The sequence below is a fragment of the Rhodococcus sp. CH91 genome, assembly GCF_022554085.1.
Classification (GTDB): domain Bacteria; phylum Actinomycetota; class Actinomycetes; order Mycobacteriales; family Mycobacteriaceae; genus Rhodococcus.
This window is the reverse complement of record NZ_JAKFYR010000004.1, coordinates 113,109-134,267: the sequence shown is the minus strand read 5'-3', so window position 1 is coordinate 134,267 and position 21,159 is coordinate 113,109. Positions and strand designations below refer to the sequence as shown.

General features: G+C 68.9%; 21 protein-coding genes. 17 read left to right on the top strand and 4 right to left on the bottom strand.

Going from position 1 to position 21,159, the window contains the following annotated elements; genetic code table 11:
• Positions 1–83: 83 nt before the first annotated feature.
• The 6 genes from fdxA to MOM01_RS09835 all read left to right on the top strand — a co-directional run bounded on the left by fdxA (position 84) and on the right by MOM01_RS09835 (position 6,953).
• Complete coding sequence (gene fdxA, locus MOM01_RS09860) at positions 84–407, top strand: ferredoxin (RefSeq protein ID WP_006550573.1); 324 nt, start codon at positions 84–86, stop codon at positions 405–407.
• A gap of 32 nt (positions 408–439) precedes the next feature.
• Positions 440–1,549, top strand: a complete 1,110-nt coding sequence (dapC, locus tag MOM01_RS09855; protein ID WP_241385240.1) for a succinyldiaminopimelate transaminase — start codon at positions 440–442, stop codon at positions 1,547–1,549.
• 52 nt (positions 1,550–1,601) lie between these two features.
• The gene (locus MOM01_RS09850; protein ID WP_241385239.1) at positions 1,602–2,306 is read left to right on the top strand and encodes a rhomboid family intramembrane serine protease; all 705 of its coding nucleotides are present in this window, start codon (positions 1,602–1,604) and stop codon (positions 2,304–2,306) included.
• Between the two features lie 43 nt (positions 2,307–2,349).
• Positions 2,350–3,780, top strand: coding sequence for an acyl-CoA synthetase (locus tag MOM01_RS09845; RefSeq protein ID WP_241385238.1), 1,431 nt, complete (start codon positions 2,350–2,352; stop codon positions 3,778–3,780).
• A gap of 146 nt (positions 3,781–3,926) precedes the next feature.
• Entirely contained in the window at positions 3,927–5,204 is a 1,278-nt protein-coding gene (locus MOM01_RS09840; RefSeq protein WP_241385237.1) for a PucR family transcriptional regulator, read from the top strand.
• A 96-nt stretch (positions 5,205–5,300) separates the two neighbouring features.
• The gene (locus MOM01_RS09835; protein WP_241385236.1) at positions 5,301–6,953 is read left to right on the top strand and encodes a substrate-binding domain-containing protein; all 1,653 of its coding nucleotides are present in this window, start codon (positions 5,301–5,303) and stop codon (positions 6,951–6,953) included.
• Here the strand turns inward: MOM01_RS09835 and MOM01_RS09830 are convergent.
• Together MOM01_RS09830 and dapD are read right to left on the bottom strand one after the other, a co-directional pair.
• Positions 6,922–8,253, bottom strand: a complete 1,332-nt coding sequence (locus tag MOM01_RS09830) for an amino acid permease (RefSeq protein WP_241385497.1) — start codon at positions 8,251–8,253, stop codon at positions 6,922–6,924. The genes MOM01_RS09835 and MOM01_RS09830 overlap by 32 nt on opposite strands.
• 107 nt (positions 8,254–8,360) lie before the next feature.
• Positions 8,361–9,314 (bottom strand): 2,3,4,5-tetrahydropyridine-2,6-dicarboxylate N-succinyltransferase, encoded by a 954-nt coding sequence (dapD, locus tag MOM01_RS09825; protein WP_241385235.1) that lies wholly within the window; start codon positions 9,312–9,314, stop codon positions 8,361–8,363.
• A 98-nt stretch (positions 9,315–9,412) separates the two neighbouring features.
• On the opposite strand from dapD, the gene dapE reads away from it, so the two are divergent.
• The 10 genes from dapE to MOM01_RS09775 all read left to right on the top strand — a co-directional run bounded on the left by dapE (position 9,413) and on the right by MOM01_RS09775 (position 17,955).
• The gene (gene dapE, locus MOM01_RS09820) at positions 9,413–10,489 is read left to right on the top strand and encodes a succinyl-diaminopimelate desuccinylase (RefSeq protein WP_241385234.1); all 1,077 of its coding nucleotides are present in this window, start codon (positions 9,413–9,415) and stop codon (positions 10,487–10,489) included.
• A 10-nt stretch (positions 10,490–10,499) separates the two neighbouring features.
• Positions 10,500–11,300 carry a TIGR00730 family Rossman fold protein gene (locus MOM01_RS09815; protein WP_241385233.1) on the top strand — a complete coding sequence of 267 codons (801 nt, stop codon included), beginning with the start codon at positions 10,500–10,502 and terminating at the stop codon, positions 11,298–11,300.
• Positions 11,294–11,854, top strand: a complete 561-nt coding sequence (locus MOM01_RS09810) for a TIGR00730 family Rossman fold protein (RefSeq protein WP_241385232.1) — start codon at positions 11,294–11,296, stop codon at positions 11,852–11,854. The genes MOM01_RS09815 and MOM01_RS09810 overlap by 7 nt, the downstream gene beginning before the upstream one ends.
• A 142-nt stretch (positions 11,855–11,996) precedes the next feature.
• The gene (locus MOM01_RS09805; RefSeq protein WP_308196982.1) at positions 11,997–13,748 is read left to right on the top strand and encodes a long-chain-acyl-CoA synthetase; all 1,752 of its coding nucleotides are present in this window, start codon (positions 11,997–11,999) and stop codon (positions 13,746–13,748) included.
• Positions 13,749–13,766: 18 nt separating this feature from the next.
• The gene (gene folP / locus MOM01_RS09800; RefSeq protein ID WP_241385231.1) at positions 13,767–14,687 is read left to right on the top strand and encodes a dihydropteroate synthase; all 921 of its coding nucleotides are present in this window, start codon (positions 13,767–13,769) and stop codon (positions 14,685–14,687) included.
• Complete coding sequence (locus MOM01_RS09795) at positions 14,684–15,601, top strand: glucosyl-3-phosphoglycerate synthase (protein ID WP_241385230.1); 918 nt, start codon at positions 14,684–14,686, stop codon at positions 15,599–15,601. The genes folP and MOM01_RS09795 overlap by 4 nt, the downstream gene beginning before the upstream one ends.
• A 47-nt stretch (positions 15,602–15,648) precedes the next feature.
• On the top strand, positions 15,649–16,083 hold the full coding sequence (locus MOM01_RS09790; protein WP_241385229.1) for a DivIVA domain-containing protein: 435 nt from the start codon (positions 15,649–15,651) through the stop codon (positions 16,081–16,083).
• On the top strand, positions 16,080–16,694 hold the full coding sequence (locus tag MOM01_RS09785) for a DNA-3-methyladenine glycosylase I (RefSeq protein WP_241385228.1): 615 nt from the start codon (positions 16,080–16,082) through the stop codon (positions 16,692–16,694). Before MOM01_RS09790 ends, MOM01_RS09785 begins: the two co-directional genes overlap by 4 nt.
• A gap of 106 nt (positions 16,695–16,800) precedes the next feature.
• Positions 16,801–16,968: a DUF3117 domain-containing protein gene (locus MOM01_RS09780; RefSeq protein ID WP_006554284.1), complete on the top strand. Its 168-nt coding sequence runs from the start codon at positions 16,801–16,803 to the stop codon at positions 16,966–16,968.
• A 114-nt stretch (positions 16,969–17,082) separates the two neighbouring features.
• Entirely contained in the window at positions 17,083–17,955 is an 873-nt protein-coding gene (locus tag MOM01_RS09775; RefSeq protein ID WP_241385227.1) for a putative RNA methyltransferase, read from the top strand.
• A 6-nt stretch (positions 17,956–17,961) separates the two neighbouring features.
• On the opposite strand, the gene glgA is transcribed toward MOM01_RS09775, so the two are convergent.
• Entirely contained in the window at positions 17,962–19,134 is a 1,173-nt protein-coding gene (glgA, locus tag MOM01_RS09770) for a glycogen synthase (RefSeq protein WP_241385226.1), read from the bottom strand.
• Between the two features lie 113 nt (positions 19,135–19,247).
• Between glgA and glgC the strand changes: the two genes are divergently transcribed.
• Positions 19,248–20,462, top strand: a complete 1,215-nt coding sequence (gene glgC / locus MOM01_RS09765; protein WP_241385225.1) for a glucose-1-phosphate adenylyltransferase — start codon at positions 19,248–19,250, stop codon at positions 20,460–20,462.
• A 27-nt stretch (positions 20,463–20,489) separates the two neighbouring features.
• Here glgC and MOM01_RS09760 read toward each other — a convergent pair whose 3' ends face one another.
• Positions 20,490–21,125, bottom strand: coding sequence for an O-methyltransferase (locus MOM01_RS09760; protein WP_241385224.1), 636 nt, complete (start codon positions 21,123–21,125; stop codon positions 20,490–20,492).
• Positions 21,126–21,159: the final 34 nt, after the last annotated feature.

The following is a 21,159-nucleotide window of genomic DNA, read 5'->3' as shown; positions in this document are numbered from 1 at the left end:
CTGGAGGACCGTGGGCGTCGAGAACGTCCCTTCGGCGAGGCCGCGCAGGTCGGCGGGCTGACAGAGAGGCAGGGAGAACAGCAGTGACGTACACGATTGCGGAACCGTGCGTGGACGTGTTGGACAAGGCATGCATCGAGGAATGCCCCGTCGACTGCATCTACGAGGGCGGTCGCATGCTGTACATCCACCCCGACGAGTGCGTCGACTGCGGTGCGTGCGAGCCCGTGTGCCCCGTCGAAGCGATCTTCTACGAGGACGACGTTCCGGACGAGTGGTCCGAGTACGTCAAGGCGAACGTCGACTTCTTCAACGATCTCGGCTCGCCCGGCGGTGCCGCGAAGCTCGGCAAGGTCGACTACGACCCGCCCTTCGTCAAGAACCTCCCGCCGATGGGCGAGGAATAGACACCGGTGGCGATGGGACTGGTGGAGCAGTCGTGACCACACGTGTTCGCCGTTCGGTGGCGAAGAACCTGCCGGACTTCCCGTGGGATTCCCTGACCGCCGCCAAGGCCAAGGCCGCGGCGCATCCCGACGGACTCGTCAACCTCTCGGTGGGCACCCCGGTCGACCCGGTCGCGCCCGTCATCCGCGAGGCGCTCGTGTCGGTCGCCGAGGAACCCGGTTACCCGGCCACGCACGGAACCGTCGAACTCCGGCGTGCAGCAGTCGGTGCGCTCGAGCGCCGCTACGGCATCACCGGGCTGGACGAATCGGCGATCCTGCCGGCCATCGGCACGAAGGAGATGGTCGCCTGGCTGCCGTCTCTGCTCGGTCTCGGTGCCGACGATCTCGTCGTCATCCCCGAACTCGCGTACCCCACCTACGAGGTGGGCGGCCTGCTCGCCGGTACCCGCATCATCCGCGCCGACGGGCTCACCCGCCTCGGACCGGAGGGCGCCGCTCTGGTCTTCGTGAACTCGCCGTCCAATCCGACCGGCAAGGTGCTCGGGCTCGACCACCTGCGCAAGGTCGTCGAGTGGGCCCGCAGCCGGGACACGATCGTCGTCTCCGACGAGTGCTATCTCGGTCTCACCTGGGAAGGTGAGGCGCTGTCGATCCTGCACCCGAGCGTGTGCGACGGCGACCACACCAACCTGCTCGCCGTGCACTCGTTGTCGAAGACCTCGAACCTGGCGAGCTACCGGGCCGGTTTCGTCACCGGCGATGCCGACCTCGTGACCGACCTGCTCGAGGTCCGCAAGCATGCCGGCATGATGCTGCCGTTGCCGATCCAGGCGGCGATGACCGCGGCCCTGAACGACGACGAGCACGAGAACGCCCAGCGGGAGAAATACCGCAAGCGGCGTGAGGTGCTGCTCGCAGCGGTCCGCGGAGCGGGCTTCACCGTCGACCATTCGGGAGCGGGGCTCTATCTGTGGGCGACGCGCGGCGAGGAGTGCCGGGCGACCGTCGACTGGTTCGCCGACCGCGGGATCCTCGTGGCTCCCGGTGAGTTCTACGGTCCCGGTGGAGTCCAGCACGTCCGGATCGCGCTCACCGCGAGCGACGCCGACATCGCTGCTGCCGCCGCACGGTTGACCTGATCGCATGCGCGGTCGGGCCGATCTCCGGCCCCCACGCCGGTAGATTGGCCCCGTGAGTTCGTCCGGTGAGGATCCGCGTCTGTGGGTGCTCTACGTCGCCGCGGTGGCGATCGCCGCGGTGAGCGCGTCGCGCTCGTACGCAGGGAGCGGTACGCGTGCGGCGGCCCGGTCGTTCTGGTGGCCTCCGCCCGTCGCGGCGACCGTGCTGTGGGCGGTGGTCGCGACGGCGTCGCTGGCCCGGCTGATCTTCCCCGGCCTGCTCGATACCTTCCGGCGGCAACCGGTGCGCACGCGCGACGCGGGGGAGTGGTGGCGCGTCCTCACCGCCGGCTTGATCGAGGACGGCGGGGTGCTGCTCACCGCGGTGAATCTCGTCCTGCTCGCGGTGGTCGCCGTGGCGATCGTCCGGGTGTGGGGGTGGCACCGCGCGATCGGGCTGTTCGTGCTCGGTCAGATTCTCTGGGGACTGTTCACGACCTTCGTCTTCCCGTCGACCGGAGCGGGGACGACGGGGGCGACACTCGCGGCCGCCGCGACCCTCGCGGGATTGTGGCCGGTGGTCGGAGCGTCACGAGGGTCGCTCGTCGCGGCCGCCGCGACATTCGTCCTCGGCGTGGTGCTCGTGGTCCTCGACGACGCACACGGTGTGGCGATCCTGATCGGCATGCTGCTCGGCGCGGTTCTGGCCACCGTGCTCCCCCCGGCGGGACTCGCACGAACGGCGGGATCCGCAGCGCCCAGCGACATCCGGACCTGACGCCTCGTCAGCGGTGCGACGGCGATATGGGATCGTGTCTGCTGTGTCTGCACTGCTTCGTTCGCTGAACCCGCTGGCCGTCGCCCGTGGTGACGATCTCCCGGACGCCGTCCGCATCGACGGCCGGACCCTCTCCTGCAGCGATCTGCTCGGCGCTGCCACCGCGGTCGCGGCGCGGGTGGCGCGGGCGGATCGGGTGGCCGTCCTCGCGACGCCGAGCGCGACCACCCTCGTGGCCGTGGTGGGCGCACTGCTGGCCGGGACGACGGTGGTGCCGGTGCCGCCCGACTCGGGACCCGCCGAACTCGCCCACATCCTGAAGGATTCGGGTGCGCAGGCCTGGCTCGGCCCGATTCCCGGGGTGCAGCATCCCGATGTGCCCGAGCTGCCGAGCATTCCGGTCCGGTTGCACGCCCGCGACTGGCACCATCTGCCCGAACCGCATCCGTCGGGCATCGCGTTCGTGCTCTACACCTCCGGCACCACCGGGGCTCCCAAGGGGGTGTTGCTCAGCCGGCGGGCGATCGCCGCAGGTATCGATGCCCTCGCCGAGGCGTGGGAGTGGACCTCGCGCGACACGCTGGTGCATGGTCTTCCGCTCTTCCACGTCCACGGGCTGGTGCTCGGGGTGGTCGGCGCGCTGCGGGTCGGGAGCAGGCTGGTCCACACCGGCAGGCCGACGCCGCAGGCATATGCGGAAGCCGGGGGCTCTCTGTACTTCGGGGTGCCGACCGTGTGGGCCCGCATCGCCGAGGACGAGGAGTCGGCGCGCGCACTGAGCGGCGCGAGGTTGCTCGTCTCGGGCAGTGCACCGCTGCCCGTGCCGGTCTTCGAGCGGTTGCGTGAACTGACGGGCCTGGTGCCGATCGAGCGCTACGGCATGAGCGAGACGATGCTCACCCTCAGTACCAGGGTCGACGGTGAGCGCCGGCCCGGCTGGGTCGGCACGCCTGTGGCGGGAGTCGAGACCCGGTTGCGCGACGAGCAGGGACGCGAGGTACCCCACGACGGGGAGAGCATCGGGGTGTTGCAGGTCCGCGGGCCGATGTTGTTCGACGGATATCTGAACAGGCCGGAGGCGACCGCTGCGGCGTGGACGGAGGACGGGTGGTTCGTCACCGGCGACGTGGCCGTGATCGACGAGGACGGATTCCACCGCATCGTGGGCCGGGAATCGACCGATCTGATCAAGACGGGCGGCTTCCGGGTGGGTGCGGGAGAGATCGAAACCGTGCTGCTCGGACATCCCTCGGTGCGGGAGGTGGCCGTGGTGGGCCTGCCGGACGACGATCTCGGGCAGCGGATCGCAGCCTTCGTGGTGCCGTCTGCGGCCGATCTGCGGATCGACGAGGACGAGTTGATCAATCTTGTCGCGCAACAACTGTCGGTGCACAAGCGCCCCCGGGAGGTGCGTGTGGTGGGGGCTCTCCCGCGCAACGCGATGGGCAAGGTGCAGAAGAAGCAGCTGAGCTGACGGGACGGGCTGCGACCGCCGGCGACGGGTTCGTGTTACGCGAACTTCACGGAAAATCGGCCGGAGGGGTTGCATGTGTCACACTGCGAGGCGGATTCTCTACAGCACTGCGTGTAGATCTACTTACTTCGATGGGGGTTCGAGGGATGTCTGTAACGGATCAGATCCGGGTAGCCGGGCACGATCGCCGGGGGGACGGTGATCGCGCACCGCTGTTCCTCGTGGACGGGAAACCCGCGTCCGTTCCGCTGCGGGACCTGCCGGCAGTCGCTCGTAAACTCGTCGCGCATTTCGCCGACAACGTGGCTCCGTGCTCGCTCCGGCCGGGGGAGTCGCTGCGCGGTGACGTCACCGAGGTGACCGTGCGATGCCTGCGCATCGCGATCCATCTTCTCGATTCGGGGGAACTGCCCTCCGACGCCGAACTCGCCGACCTGCGCAGCAGCGCCGCCCAGTGGGCCCGCGCGGGCTTCCGCCTCGAGTACATGCTCCGCATCTACCACGAGGGCATCAGACTCGGCTGGGAACTCGTCACCGACCGGGCCCGCGAGGGCGACGTCGTCTCCGTCTCCGACGCCTCACGTCTGTGGATGGCCCTGCTCGAGAAGGTCACCGTCGCCGCGACCACCGGTTTCGTCGCCGAACTCGATGCCATCCGGCGCGAACGCGACGTCGCGGCGCAGGAACTGGTCACCGCGATGCTCAGCGGCCACGACGCGGCCGCGGTCGCGCAACGCTCGGGTCTCGTACTCGCCGACACGTACACGGTGCTCGCGGTCTCGCTGACGCGTCACCCCGACGAACGCAACCCACACGTGCGTCCGGAGGTCGTCGCGCGTCGTACGCTTCGCCGCGTCGAGACCGAACTCGAGGCGATCTGCGAGGGACGCCACCTCGCGATGCTCGGGCCCGAAGGGGGGACCGTGCTGCTGCCCGACTCGCCCGGCACGGAGGCGATCGAGAACTTCCGGCAGCGTCTCGAGACCGTCGCGGGGGTCTCCCTCGCGATCGCACTCGTGCACGCTCCCGTGCGGGAGGTGCCCGCCGCGGCGAAGCAGGCCCACGAGCTGCTCGATCTCGTGCGGCGCCTCGGCCGCCCGGTCGGTGCGTACGGTATGCAGGACCTCGCGCTCGAATACCAGCTCACCCGCCCCGGACCTGCTCGTCGTCATCTCGCGCGCGTGCTCGATCCGCTCGACGATTCGCCCGAACTCGTCGAGACGCTCGAAACCCACATCGCCCACGACCTCAGCCGTCAGCTCACGGCCCGCACCCTGCACGTCCACGCGAACACGGTCGACTACCGGCTCAAGCGGGTCGCGCAGCTCACCGGATTCGATCCGACCCGGCCGTCGGGACTGCGGCAACTGCAAGCCGCGCTCATCGCACGCCGGCTCGAGCAGGAGAGCGTCGAACACGCCTGACATCACGGCGGATTCGTCCTCCGTCGGGCACGCGGCCGATATCATCGGTCGTGGGCGTCGACGGCGTCACCAGGGCGAGTGCGAGGGGACCGGCGCATGGCGGGGGAGTCCGGGACGTCCGAATCGGGTCCGCCGAACCGTGAGGGGGCGGCCCGGCGGGGCGAACCGTCCGGTGTGCAACAGGGCCGCGTCGCGCGCTGGTTCGTCGCGGCGGCCGTTCTCGTTCTCGTTCTCGCATCGGCGTCGGCCGTTTTTCTCGTCATGGAAGAGCGGAACGACTGCGACGGAGTCGAGCGCTACACCGTGGCGGTGTCCTCCGATTTCGCACCGGTGATCTCGGAGATCGCCGGCGGCATCGGATGTGTCGCCTTCGAGGTGGTCGAACAGGAACCGGGGGAGGTGTCGGCACGGCTCGGAGCCGACCACGTGCCGGATCTCTGGATCCCCGCTGGTGGCTGGTGGGCTTCGTGGGCGGGCAGGACCGCGACCGGTCCCGTCCGCACGGTGTCGACGCCTCTCGCCACGACGCCGCTCGTGCTCGCGGGCGTGTCGGGAGATGTCGAACCGGTGTCCGACTGGCGGGCGGCGCTGTCCGTCCCCGATCTCGTCTTCGGGAATCCCCTCAGATCCGGTCCTCCGGCAGGCGCCATCCGGGCCGTCCTGGCCGAGGCTGCCGACGACCCCGTCGCGATCGGCACGGTGCGCCCGATCATGGCACCCCTGGCCGAACAGGAGCGGCTCCGGGAGGAGGAAGTGCCGGTCGGTTCACACTTGCTCGAACAGATCTCCGCGAGTGGCGGGACGGCCGTGAGCACAGAACAGCAGGTCGACACCTTCCGCCGGATCCGCGAGGACGATCTCGGTACCGCAGTGCCCGCCACCGGCACGCTGCTCGTGGACTATCCACTCGTCGTGACGGCCCGAGGGGAGCGGCACGATCAGGCGTCCGCCGCTGCGGCGGTCCTCACGGAGGCTCTGCACGCCGGCCGGGGACTCGACCGGCTGGCGCGGCACGGATTCCGGGACGGGGGCGGGCGGGCGCTCCCCGACGATCGCGGCGTGGGTCCCGTCCCCGTCCTGGCCCTGCAGGACGAGAGTGTCCACAGGGAGGCGATGGATGTGTGGGCCCTGCAGGCGCTGTCCGTCCGCACCCTCTTCGCGGTGGACGTCTCTGCGTCGATGAACCGCGACGTCGGGGATGCGAGCCGTATCGACCTGGTCCGGCGCGCCACGCTGGCCGCCAACGACGTTCTCCCGGAGAGCATGGCGGCCGGCCTGTGGTTCTTCGGCGGGGGAGTGGGTGGCGAGGAGCATGTCGAGGCGGCACCGATACGACGCTTCGACTCGACGGCCGAGGGGCGCACCCACCGCAACGAACTCACTTCGCTGCTCGCGAGCACGGCCGGGACGAACGACGAGAACACGGAGCTCTACGACACGACCCTGGCCGCCTTCCGGCACGTACAGAACGGTTACGACCCGCGGGCGGCCCACAGCGTGGTCGTGGTGACGGACGGTACCGACACCGGCTCGGAGATCTCGAAGGAAGAACTGCTCGAGACGCTGAGGACCGAGGCGGACCCGTCCCGGCCGGTACGGGTGGTCACGATCGCGCTCGGTGAGAACGTCGACTCCGCGACACTCGAGCAGATCGCAGCGGTGACCGGAGGGACCGCCTACCGGACGAGCGACCCGCTCGACATCACGAATCTCGTGCTCACGGCACTTGCTGACCGGACCGGCCGCTGACGACCGGATCGTGGGTCCGGTGCCAGAGCACCCCCAGCAGAGTGATGATCACGAACAACACGAAGGTCGAGGCGAGCTGTACCCGGGCCGCGCTGTCGGAGAGCATCAAGGCGATGAAACCGATGAGCAGCGCGAGCGTGAACCAGCTGAGATAGGGGAACAGCCACATGCGCAGGCGCAGGGTGCCCTCCTGCTCGAATCTGCGGCGCAGCCGCAGGTGCGAGACGACGATGAACAGCCAGATCGCGATCAGCGCGGAACCGACGGCATTGAGCAGGATGCCGAGGATCGTGTCGGGCAGCAGCCAGTTGAGCCACACGCTCACGAAGCCGAAGAACACCGAGACGAGCACGGCGTTGCGGGGCACACCGTGGTGTGTGAGCTTGCTCAGCCATGCGGGGCCGTCGCCCCCGCGTGCCAGTGAATAGGCCATGCGCGAGGTGCCGTAGACGTTGGCGTTGAACGCCGACAGCAGCGCGATCACCACGACGAGTTCCATGAAGCCGGAGACATAGGGGAGGCCGGCGATGTCGAGAACCGAGACGAAGGGTGACGTGTCTCCGCTCGCTGCGGTCCACGGCAGCACGAGCACCATGATCGAGATCGAGCCGAGGTAGAAGATCGAGATGCGCCAGACGACGCTGCGCACCGCGGTGGCGATGGACCGTTCCGGATCCTTCGATTCGGCCGCGGCGATCGTGACGATCTCGATGCCACCGAACGCGAAGGCCACCGCGAGCAGGCCCGCCGCGATGCCGGCGAGGCCGTTGGGAGCGAATCCGTCGCCGTCACCGAGCAGATGGGTGGTGCCGACGGGTTCGGTTCCGGGCAGCAGGCCGAAGACGAGCAGGACGCCGATCACCAGGAAGGCGACGATGACCGCGACCTTCAGGGCCGCGAACCAGAATTCGAACTCGCCGAAATTGGCCACCCGCGCCAGGTTGACGATCGCGAAGAAGGTGACGAAGACCAGCGCGACCACCCATTGCGGTACGCCCGGTAGCCACGACTGGACGATCGCGGAGGCGCCGGTGATCTCGACACCGAGCACCATGATCAGCATGAACCAGTAGAGCCAGCCCATCGAGAAGCCGGCCCAGCGCCCGATGCCGATGCGCGCGTAGTGCGAGAACGACCCGCTGACCGGCAGCGCCGCGCCCATCTCGCCGAGCATGCGCATGACGAAGATGATCATGACGCCGGCGAGCAGATACGACACGATGATCGCCGGACCGGCCGCGGCGATACCCACACCGGAACCGAGGAACAGGCCCGCGCCGATGGCGGACCCGAGTCCCATCATGGTCAGATGGCGTACCTTCAGGCCGCTCCCGAGGTGCTCGACGTCGGGGGCGGGCTGCTGGGCTTCACTCACGGGTTCTCGGTTTCCAGTCGTCGGCGTGGGGTCTAGTCGTTGGCGTGCAGAGCCGCGTTCAGCTCGACTCCGCTGCCCTTGTTCGGCACGACCTCGACCGCGCCGCTCACGGAATTACGGCGCAGCAGCAGGTTGGAGGCTCCGCTGAGGGTCGCGGCCTTGACCACCGTGCCGTCCGGGCCGGTGACCTTGGTGCCTGCGGTCACGTACAGGCCGGCCTCGACGATGCAGTCGTCGCCGAGGGAGATCCCCACGCCGGCGTTCGCGCCGAGCAGGCAGCGCTTGCCCACGGAGATGACCTCCTTGCCGCCACCGGACAGGGTGCCCATGATGGATGCGCCACCACCGACGTCGGAGCCGTCGTCGACGACGACACCTGCAGAGATGCGGCCCTCGACCATCGAGCTGCCGAGCGTGCCGGCATTGAAGTTGACGAAGCCCTCGTGCATCACGGTGGTGCCGGATGCGAGGTGCGCGCCGAGCCGCACCCGGTCGGCGTCGGCGATGCGGACACCCGAGGGGACGACGTAGTCGACCATGCGCGGGAACTTGTCGACCCCGAAGACGGTGACCGGCCCGCGGATGCGCAGACGCGAGCGCACGGTCTCGAAGTTGTCGACCGCGCACGGGCCGTAGTTGGTCCACACGACATTGGCGAGCAGGCCGAAGATGCCGTCCAGGTTGAGGCCGTGCGGGCGGACGAGCCGGTGCGACAGCAGGTGGAGGCGCAGGTACGCGTCGTGGGTGTCGACCGGGGGCTTCGACAGGTCGGCGATGTCGGTGCGGACCACGACCTGCTCGACCTCACGGGCTTCGTCGGTGCCGGCGAGGAGGGCCAGGTCGGACGGGATGTCGGTGCCCTCGAGGCGGGTCGTTCCGGTCTCGCTCCGGTCGCCGAGGGTGGGGGCGGGATACCACGTGTCGAGGACGGTGCCGTCCTCCGTGATGTTCGCGATGCCTACTGCCGATGCTCCGTGTGCACTCACGGGTGAGAAGCGTACGCGAGCCGCTCTCGAGCCTGTCTCCGCCCTGAAAAAATCGTGGGTGCGGTCTGCGGTGGCCACCGGTTTCGTATCGTGCACATATGCCCGTACCGCAGCTGGACCTGCACGCCGACCCCGTCGAACTGACCGCCGCGCTCGTCGACATCCCGAGTGTGTCCCAGGACGAGGCGCTCATCGCCGACGCCGTGGAAACTGCCTTGCGGGAGCAGACCGACGGTTTCGAGATCGTGCGCTCCGGCAACTGTGTCCTCGCGCGGACGAACCGGGGCCTCGGCAGCCGCGTACTGCTCGCCGGGCATCTCGACACGGTGCCGATCGCCGACAATGTGCCCTCCCGGCGCGAGGGCGACCTGCTGTGGGGGTGCGGTACCTCCGACATGAAGGCCGGCGACGCGGTGTTCCTCCACCTCGCCGCGACCGTCACCGACCCGGCCCACGATCTGACGATCGTGATGTACGACTGCGAGGAGATCGCCGCGTCGTTCAACGGGCTCGGACGTATCGAGACCGAGCTGCGCGACTGGCTCGACGCGGACGTCGCGATCCTGGGCGAGCCCACCGCGGGCGAGATCGAAGCGGGATGCCAGGGCACGCTGCGGGTACGGATCACCACCGACGGGGTGCGGGCACACTCGGCGCGCTCCTGGCTCGGCGACAACGCGATCCACAAACTCGCACCGGTCCTCGAACGACTGTCGCGGTACGAGGCCCGATCGGTCGACATCGACGGCTGTGTCTATCGGGAAGGCCTGTCCGCCGTCCGCATCGAGGGTGGCATCGCGGGGAACGTCGTGCCGGACGCGGCGGCGATCGACGTGAACTTCCGGTTCGCTCCCGATCGCAGTCCCGACGAGGCGCTCGCACACGTCCGGGAGGTCTTCGACGGGCTCGGGATCTCGATGGAGCTCACCGACATGTCGCCGGGCGCGCTCCCGGGACTGTCCAACCCGGCGGCGGCCGCGCTCGTCGAGGCCGCAGGCGGGCGATTCCGCGCCAAGTACGGCTGGACCGACGTCTCGCGATTCGCGGCCCTGGGTATTCCGGCGGTCAATTACGGACCGGGTGATCCGAATCTCGCCCACAAGCGTGACGAGCACGTCGAGGTCGGGCGTATCACCGAGGTGACCTCCGTCCTGCGCACCTATCTCACCCGCTAGCCTGACCGCCATGTCCGGCGAGAAGTCCTCCGACGGCGGTTCCCGCCGCGAGATCGTGCAGCGCGGACCGGTGCAGCTGCGCGGTGAGCTGGCCCGTGAGGTGACGACGATGGATCAGCGGTTGCTCGATCGTCGTGGGCCGTCCGACTGGGTGCACACCGATCCGTGGCGGGTCCTCCGGATCCAGAGCGAGTTCGTCGAAGGTTTCGGTGCTCTCGCCGAGATGCCCCGCGCGGTGGCGGTCTTCGGGTCGGCGCGCACTCCGGCCGGTGATCCCGAATACGAGATCGGCCGCGAACTCGGGGCCGCGCTCGTCGCCGCCGGTTATGCCGTCGTCACCGGTGGTGGTCCGGGCGCGATGGAGGCGGCGAACCGGGGCGCGAGCGAGGCCGGGGGATTCTCGGTGGGTCTGGGGATCGAGCTGCCGCTCGAACAGGGGCTCAACGAGTGGGTCGATCTGGGACTCAACTTCCGGTACTTCTTCGCGCGCAAGACGATGTTCGTGAAGTACTCGCAGGCGTTCGTCTGCCTGCCGGGTGGTTTCGGTACTCTCGACGAGTTGTTCGAAGCCTTGACCCTCGTGCAGACCCGGAAGATCACGCAGTTCCCGATCGTGCTGTTCGGTTCCGAGTACTGGAGCGGCCTGGTGGGATGGCTGCGCGACACCCTCGTCCGGGGCGGCAAGATCTCGCCCGGCGATCTGGATCTGCTGTTCGTCACCGACAGCGTCGAGGAGACCGTGGACATCATCCTCGAGGCTCATCGGGGCGAAGACGAGAACGAACTGTACGGCCAGGAGGGTGGATGGTGACCGAACCGCTGACGGTGTGTGTGTACTGCGCGTCGGGTCCTGTGGAGGCACAGTTCCTCGAACTCGCGTCCGCGGTGGGCACCGAGATCGGCCGACGGGGCTGGCAGCTGGTCTCCGGTGGCGGCAACGTGTCGATGATGGGTGCGATCGCCGAGGCGGCCCGGGCGGCCGGCGCGCGCACGATCGGTGTCATCCCCAAGGCACTCGTGCACCGGGAGGTCGCGGACGTCGACGCCGACGAGCTGATCGTCACGGAGACCATGCGCGAGCGCAAGCGCATCATGGAGGATCGCGCCGACGCGTTCCTCACACTGCCCGGTGGAATCGGAACTCTCGAGGAGTTGTTCGAGACGTGGACCGCGGGGTATCTCGGTATGCATGAGAAGCCCGTCGTGCTGCTCGACCCGGTCGGTCACTTCGACGGTCTGCTCGCGTGGCTCGAGTCGATGGTCGACACGGGCTTCGTGGCGCGCCGCGCGCTCGACGGTCTCGCGGTCACCACCGAGCTCGGCGCCGCACTCGACCGCTGCGCCGCGCCGTATGCAAAGGTCTGAGGGTTCCGCTTTTACCGCAGTCTTATCTACTCTTCGGTAAGTTCGGGGGAACACCGTGGGTTTCGCCGAACCCGCCGTTCCCCGACGTCGCCGTGAGGAAGCCGAAGTGACCACTCGATCCACTCGAGACAGTGCCCCCGTCGTGTCCCTGCCCGGGCTCGTGTCGAAACTGCCCCGGATGGCTGCCGACCTCCCCATCGTGCTGCGCGGTGCGGCCGGGATGACCAGGAAGCCGCACGCTCGCGAGACGATCGGATCGGTCTTCCAAAAGCTCGCCGAACGGCATCCCGAGCGGCTCTTCCTGCGCTTCGACGGCGATTCCCTGAGTTACGGCGAGGCCAACGCCCGGGTCAACCGGTACGCCTCGGTGCTCGCCGATCGGGGCGTGCGGACCGGCGACGTCGTCGGCATCCTCATGGGCAACAGGCCCGAGACGCTGCTGCTCGCACTGGCAACGGTCAAACTCGGCGCGGCAGCCGGAATGCTCAACGTCAACCAGCGCGGCGAGGTACTCGAACACAGCCTGTCGCTGCTGGACAGCACCGTTCTGGTGGTCGGGGAGGAATGCGAGGACGCGGTCCGATCCCTCGGTGGAGAACCGCAGGCGGGAACGGTACTGCGCCTCGAGGAACTCGACGCCCTCGCCCGTGACGCCGACTCGTCGGATCCCGCCGTCACTGCGGAACTGCGGGCCTCCGAGACCGCCTACTACATCTTCACGTCCGGCACGACGGGCCTGCCGAAGGCCAGCCGGATGACCCACTTCCGGTGGCTGAAGTCCATGTCGGGACTCGGCAGCCTCGGCGTGCGCCTACGTCGCGACGACGTCCTGTACTGCTGCCTGCCGCTCTACCACAACAACGCCCTCACGGTCGCGTTGTCGTCCGTGCTCGCCGCGGGCGCCGGCTTCGCGCTCGGCCGGAAGTTCTCGGCATCCAACTTCTGGGACGATGCGCAGAACAACGGCGCGACCGCATTCATCTACATCGGCGAGATCTGCCGTTATCTGCTCAACCAGCCGGTACGCGAGGACGACGACCGCCGCGGCATCCGTCTCGCCGTGGGCAACGGTCTGCGCGCCGAACTGTGGGACGAATTCACCGAACGTTTCGGTATCGACCGCGTCGCGGAGTTCTACGGCGCCAGCGAGTGCAACATCGCCTTCATCAACGCGCTCGACCAGAAGCGCACGGCCGGGATCTGCCCGCTGCCCTACGCCGTCGTCGAATACGACCCGGACTCCGGGCAGGCCGTCCGGGGCGAGGACGGCCGATTGCGCAAGGTCCGTCGCGGCGAGGTGGGCCTGCTGCTCGCGAAGGTCACCTCCCGCGCGCCCTTCGACGGTTACACAGATCCCGAGGCGACGGAGAAGAAGTTGCTGCGCGATGCGTTCTCCGACGGGGACGTGTGGTTCGACACCGGCGACCTCGTCCGCCACCAGGGCTACATGCATGTCGCCTTCGTCGACCGTCTCGGCGACACCTTCCGCTGGAAGGGAGAAAACGTCGCCACCACGCAGGTCGAGGCCGCTGTCTCGTCGCACGAGACGGTCGCCGAGGTCGTCGTCTACGGCGTCGAGATCGAGGGCGCCGACGGGCGTGCCGGGATGGCCGCGGTCACGCTGAAGGAGGGTGTCGAACTCGACGGCGCGGCACTGGCGAAGACCCTGCACAGCGCGTTGCCCGACTACGCCGTACCGCTCTTCGTCCGCATCGTCGAGGAGCTCGAGTACACGACGACCTTCAAGAGCCGGAAAGTCGAACTGCGCAAGCAGGGATACTCCGAGACCGGTGAGGACGACCTGTACGTACTCGCGAGTCGCGGCGAAGGTTACCGGCCGATCTTCGACGGATACGTCGACGGCGTCGCGCGGGGTGAATTGCCCGGCCGCTGAACATGTCAGGATGGGACCATGAGCGGCCCCGCGACCGACGTCCACGAGCCCACCCCTGTGACCCGTCCGGGTCCGGCACCGTCCACGCTGTGCGGACGTCCCGTCGCGACCGACCGGGCGCTCGTCATGGCCATCGTCAACCGCACACCCGACTCGTTCTACGACCGGGGCGCGACCTTCGAGGACGCCGCCGCACTCGCCGCGGTCGACCGTGCGGTGGCCGAGGGTGCGGACATCGTGGACATCGGCGGGGTGAAGGCCGGTCCCGGCGAGGTGGTCGACAGTGACGAGGAGATCCGCCGTGTCGTGCCGTTCGTCGCGGCCATCCGGGAGCGGTATCCGGACGTTCTCGTCAGCGTGGACACCTGGCGCAGCGAGGTCGCCCGGCGCGCGGTGGGTGAAGGCGCCGATCTGATCAACGACACGTGGGCCGGTGCCGATCCCGGCCTCGTCGCGGTCGCCGCCGAACTCGGCGCGGGCATCGTCTGCTCCCACACCGGAGGTGCCGTCCCCCGTACCCGGCCGCATCGGGTGCGCTACCGGAACATCGTCGACGACGTCGTGGAGGAGGTCGTCGCGGCTGCCGATGCCGCGGCGCGCGCCGGGGTGGCGAGCGACTCGATCCTCATCGATCCGACCCACGATTTCGGAAAGAACACCCATCACGGGCTCGCTCTGTTGCGGCACGTGGACGTTCTTGTAAAAAGCGGGTGGCCTGTGCTGATGGCGCTGAGCAACAAGGACTTCGTGGGTGAGACTCTGGGGGTCGAACTCGCCGACCGGTTGGAGGGCACATTGGCAGCGACAGCATTGGCCGCAGCGGCGGGCGCACGGATGTTCCGGGTACACGAGGTGGCGGCCACTCGTCGGGTGGTCGACATGGTGGCGGCGATCGCGGGCACCCGCCCGCCCGCCCGCACCGTGAGGGGGCTGGCATGAGCGCACCGGCCCGCACCTGGAGCGAGGCGAACAGCTGGGATCGGCCGTCCTGGACGATCGGCGAACTCGAGCGGGCGAAGGCCGGTCGCACCGTGACCGTCGTGCTTCCCGCCCTGAACGAGGAGGGCACCGTCGCGGGAGTGATCGACACGATCCGGCCCCTGCTCGGTGGTCTCGTGGACGAACTCGTGGTGCTCGACTCGGGATCGACCGACGACACCGCGGCGCGGGCGCATGCGGCCGGGGCGCGTGTCCTCTCCCGTGAGGAGGCGGTCCCGGGGATCGAGCCGGTCCCCGGCAAGGGGGAGGTGCTGTGGCGGTCGCTCGCGGCGACCTCCGGAGACCTCATCGCGTTCGTCGACTCCGATCTCATCGACCCGGATCCGGCATTCGTGCCGAAACTGCTCGGGCCGTTGCTGCTCGGCGACGGGGTCCACCTCGTCAAGGGTTACTACCGCCGTCCGTTGCGTACCGCCGGCAGCGAGGACGCGCACGGCGGCGGACGGGTCACCGAACTCGTCGCGCGCCCTCTGCTCGCGGCGTTGCGACCGGAGTTGACGTGCGTTCTGCAACCGCTCGGCGGTGAGTACGCGGGTACCCGGGAACTGCTGCAGTCCGTTCCGTTCGCTCCCGGTTACGGGGTGGAGATCGGCTTGCTGCTCGACACCTACGAGCGGTTCGGTCTCCATGCGATCGCTCAGGTCAATCTCGGTGTCCGCAAGCATCGCAACCGCCCGCTGTCCGAACTCGGTGCCATGAGCCGGCAGATCGTGGGCACGATGCTGGCCCGCTGCGGGATTCCCGATTCCGGGGCCCCGCTGACCCAGTTCCTGGTGGACGGCGATGCGTTCGTTCCGTTCGACACCGCCGTCGACCTCACGGACCGTCCGCCGATGGTGACCGTCACCGGCTGAGGCTGCTCACCGGCCCCGGTGTCGGTGATCCGTGCCAAGATCGGAGCATGCTCACGGTTCTGCTGTACGTGCTCGTGATGGCGGCTGTCGCCGCCGTGCTGTTCTTCGTCGCGAGCGCCGTCTTCGGACGTGGTGAGACCTTGGCACCGCTGCCGCCGGGGACCACGGTCACGGTGTTGCCCGCCTCGGACGTCACGGGAACGGACATCCGCGACCTGCGATTCCAGCAGACCTGGCGGGGTTACAAGATGAGCGAGGTCGACTGGGCGCTCGATCGTCTCGCTCGCGAGGTCGACGATCTGCGCGGCCGGCTCGCCGAGGCCGAAGCTCAGGCCACCGGCGAGCCGGCCGCGGCGCGGGCCGCCGGAGATCCGGCGGGAGCGCACCCCGCCGGTGAGCCGCCGACCGAGAGATTCGAGACGCGGGACGTCCCGGGCCCCGCCTCGGCGGATCCGTCCGGCACCGGTGGGGAGCCCCGATGACCGACGACGGCCGTGTGCGGTGCCCGTGGGCGGTGGACGGTCCCGGCTCGTCGCTCTACCGCGGCTATCACGATTACGAGTGGGGGCGCCCGCTGCACGGGCGCGACGAGATGTTCGAGCGACTGTCCCTCGAAGCATTCCAGTCGGGCCTGTCGTGGCTGACGATCCTGCGCAAGCGGGACGCCTTCCGGGCAGCCTTCCGCGGGTTCGACGTGGACGCGGTGGCCCGCTTCACGGAGGCCGACGTCGAGCGTTTGCTCACCGACGCCGGCATCGTGCGCAACCGCCGCAAGATCGACGCGGTGATCGCGAACGCGCGGGCCGTGCTCGCGCTCCCCACCGACCTCGACAGCCTGTTGTGGTCGTTCGCACCCCCACGACGCGCGCAACGCCGGGAGACCGTCGAGTCGGTTCCTGCGGTGACGCAGGAGTCCACGTCGATGGCACGTGAGCTCAAGCGGCTCGGCTTCCGATTTGTGGGCCCTACCACTGCATATGCGCTGATGCAGGCCACCGGAATGGTCGACGATCACCTGGCCTCGTGCTGGGTTCCGCCCGTGTCGGACGGCCCGGAGCAGGCCCTTACCCAGGAGTCAGCTACGCGGCCGTAATCCGGATAGGGAAGAATGAGACGGTGCGCGTCGCCGCGAACGGCGATGCAACCACACGGTAACCCACGCGCCCGGCGGTCGGGTGCAGATTTGGAGGGAGCAGAGGATGGCGGCCATGAAGCCCCGGACCGGGGACGGTCCCCTCGAAGCAACCAAAGAGGGACGAGGAATCGTCATGAGGGTTCCACTCGAGGGCGGCGGACGTCTGGTCGTCGAGCTCACGCCGGAAGAGGCTGCGGCACTCGGCGACGAACTCAAGAGTGTCACCAGCTGATCGGCCCCTCTCAGGGCACTCCGGGCCCCGCGCTCTCCGGTGCGCGGGGCCCGGTGCCGTCCTGAGTGCGCAGCGGCCCGGACACCGCCTGCCACATACTCCGGGGGAGGCGCGATGCTCGCGGACGTGATCGATCTGCTCGCGTGCCCTCATTGCGAGTCCTCCCTCGACCTCGACGACCGGGTCGTGATGTGCGACCGCGGGCACAGCTTCGACGTCGCACGCCAGGGTTATGTCTCACTGCTCGCCGGCGGTTCGACCCCGTTCACCGGGGACACCGCCGAGATGATCGCTGCCCGCGCCGAATTCCTCGGTGCCGGACACTACGACCCCATCCGCCGTGCCGTGGCCGACGCGTGTGCGGACACCGTCTCCGGTCCGTCCGCGCGCATTCTCGAAGTCGGTGCGGGCACCGGGCAGTATCTCGCCTCCGTGCTCGACGCGATCCCGGCGGCGCGGGGCATCGGTCTCGACGTCTCCAAACCGGCGGTGCGCCGTATCGCTCGCAGTCATCCCCGTGCGGGCGCGATCCTCGCCGATGCGTGGCAGCGACTGCCCGTGCGCTCGGGGTCCCTGACGCATGTGCTGTCGGTCTTCGCGCCCCGCAACGCGGCCGAGAGTCACCGCGTCCTCGTGCCGGGAGGTGTGCTCGTCGTCGTCACACCCGGTCAGGAGCATCTCCGGGAGCTGGTCTCGCTGCCCGGAATGGTGAGCGTGGACGACCGGAAGACCGAACGTCTGTCCTCGGCGCTGTCCGGCCGGTTCGACCGCGCCGGAAGGGCGGATGTGCGGTACACGGCAGTGCTGCCGCGCGACGCGCTGGCTCTCGTCGCCGGGATGGGTCCGTCGGCCCATCACCTGGCGTCCGACCGGCGGGCGCAGTTGCTCGCCGACCTGCCGGATCCGTTCGAGGTGACGGTCTCGGTGTCGGTCTCGGTCTGGAAACGCGACGACACGGTCTCTGCGCACGCACCCGACGAGGGATGACGCGGGTCAGTGCCCCGTGATGACGCCCTGGTAGACGGCTACGGTCTGCCGGGCGATCTGCGCCCACGAGAACTCGGAGATCGCGCGGTCGCGACCGGCGCGACCCCAGCGCGCGGCCCGTTCGACATCCTTGGCGACTTCGTCGATCGCCTCGGCGAGGGCGCGTTCGTAGGCCTCGGAGTCGAAGGCGTCGTAGTGGACGAGACGACCGGTCACCCCGTCCTGGACGACCTCCGGGATTCCGCCCACGTCCGACGCCACGACCGCCGTTTCGCACGCCATGGCCTCGAGGTTGACGATCCCCAGCGGCTCGTAGATCGAAGGACACACGAACACCGTTGCTGCCGAGAGCAGCTCACGAATCGACTCGGTGGGCAGCATCTCCCGTACCCAGTGCACACCGTCGCGTGCGTCCTGGAGAGCGGCCACCGCGCGCTCGGTCTCGGCCGCGATCTCGGGTGTGTCGGGCGCGCCCGCGCACAGCACGAGCTGAATGTCGGGATCGAGGTGATGTGCCGCGGCGATGAGATGGCCCACGCCCTTCTGGCGGGTGATGCGGCCGACGAACACGACGATCGGGCGGTCCGGGTCGAGACCGATCCGTGTGACGACGGAGTCGTGCCCGTCCGCTGCCGGCCCCGGATGCCAGACGGCGGTGTCGATACCGTTGCGCACCACATGTACCCGGGCCGGGTCGACGAAGGGATAGGCGTCGAGCACATCGAGGCGCATTCCGTCGCTGACCGCGATGATCGCGTCGGCGTACCGGACCGCGTTGCGTTCGGACCAGGACGAGATGCGGTAGCCACCCCCGAGTTGCTCGGCCTTCCAGGGTCGTCGCGGTTCGAGGGAATGCGCGGTGAGGACGTGCGGGATGTCGTGCAGTTCGGCCGCGAGATGGCCGGCCAGACCCGTGTACCAGGTGTGGGAGTGCACCACGTCGACTCCGGCCGCGGCGTGCGCCATGCGCAGCCCGGCGGACAGGGTCGTCAGGGCGGGGTTGGCGTCGCGCAGTGCGGGATCGGGGGAGTGGACGAACGCCGTGTCGCGCGGCGTGCCCGTGCAGTGCACGTCGACCTCGACCAGCCGGCGGAGCTGCTCGACGAGTTCGGTGACGTGGACGCCGGCACCGCCGTAAACCTCGGGCGGGTACTCCCGCGTCATCATTGCCACCCTCACCGCCTCAAACTAGCGGTCCGCCGAGGTTCCGGCCACCCGGCCCGCGGGCGGCGATCCGGTATCGAGATCGCACTTCACTGGCGGCAGCCTGGGGCGGGGGATAGGTTGAGCGTGTGAGGAGCCAGCCCCATGTGCTTGGAATCGTTCTCGCCGGCGGCGAGGGCAAACGTCTGTATCCGCTGACGGCGGACAGAGCCAAGCCGGCAGTGCCGTTCGGGGGCGCATACCGCCTGATCGACTTCGTACTCAGCAATCTGGTGAACGCCGGCTACCTGCGTATCTGCGTTCTCACGCAGTACAAGTCGCATTCTCTGGACCGCCACATCTCGCAGACCTGGCGGTTGTCCGGTTTCACGGGCGAGTACATCACGCCCGTACCGGCCCAGCAGCGCCTCGGGCCACGCTGGTACACCGGCAGCGCCGACGCGATCCTGCAGTCCCTCAATCTCGTCTACGACGAGGACCCCGAGTACATCGTGGTCTTCGGCGCCGATCACGTGTACCGCATGGATCCCGAGCAGATGGTGCGGCAGCACATCGAGTCGGGAGCCGGCGTCACGGTGGCCGGTATCCGCGTCCCGCGCAGCGAGGCGTTCGCGTTCGGGTGCATAGACAGCGACGAGAGCGGCCGGATCACACAGTTCCTCGAGAAGCCCGCGCACCCACCCGGCACCCCCGACGACCCCAATGTCACCTTCGCCTCCATGGGCAACTACGTGTTCACGACCAAGGTCCTGGTCGAGGCACTGCGGGCCGACTCGGAGAATCCCGACTCCGATCACGACATGGGTGGCGACATCATTCCCGCGCTCGTCGAGCAGGGCGAAGCGCACGTCTACGACTTCAACGACAACGTGGTGCCCGGCGCGACCGAACGCGACCGCGCGTACTGGCGCGACGTGGGCACCCTCGACGCCTTCTACGACGCCCACATGGATCTCGTCTCGGTCCACCCGATCTTCAACCTCTACAACCGCCGGTGGCCCATCCGCGGCGCGGCCGAGAACCTCCCGCCCGCGAAATTCGTGCAGGGCGGCCTGGCTCAGGAATCGATCGTCGGGGCCGGCAGCATCCTGTCCGCCGCGACCGTCCGGAACTCGGTGCTGAGCTCCAACGTCATGGTCGAGGACGGGGCGACCGTCGAGGGCAGTGTGCTCATGCCCGGTGTCCGGATCGGCAAGGGGGCGGTCGTACGCCGCGCCATCCTCGACAAGAACGTCGTGGTCGGCGACGGCGAGATCATCGGCGTGGACCTCGAGCGCGACCGGCACCGGTTCGCGGTCAGCAACGGTGGTGTCGTCGCCATCGGCAAGGGCATCTGGATCTGAGGAGACGCGCCCGCCGACGGCCCGCTCTCAGCTGAGGCGCACCGCGCAGAGAAGGCCGTCCCCGAGCGGCAGGACCACCGGTGCGAGACGTTCGTCGGAGGACACGGCACGCGTGGCGTCGCGGACGGCGAGCACCGTCGCGTCGCGAGCGGCAGGATCGGCGACCCGCCCGTCGAGCAGTGCGTTGTGCAGCACGATCACGCCACCCGGCCGGAGCAGGCGCACCCCTTCGCGCACGAAGTGCGGGTGGTCGGCCGGGGTCGCGTCGACGAACACCATGTCGTATCCGGAGTCCGCGAGCCGCGGCAGGACATCCAGCGCCCGGCCGTTGATGAGCCGTGTGCGCGAGGCCACGATTCCGGCCTCGCGGAAGGCGATCTTCGCCGCCCGCTGATGTTCGGGCTCGCTGTCGATCGTGGTGAGGACGCCGTCCTCACGCAGGCCGTGCAGCAACCACAGGCCGCTCACACCCGCGCCCGTGCCGATCTCCACCACCGTCCTGGCATCGAGCATGCGGGCGAACATCGCCAGGACGGCCCCGACGGAGGGAGATACCGGGTCTGCGCCCAGATCTTCGGCACGGTCACGCGCAGCGGCGAGTTCCTCGTCTTCGACGACGACGGTCTCCGCGTGGGTCAATATGCGATCGGCGTTGGTCTGCACCTCAATGAGGCTATCCTCAGGGATAACTTCGCGC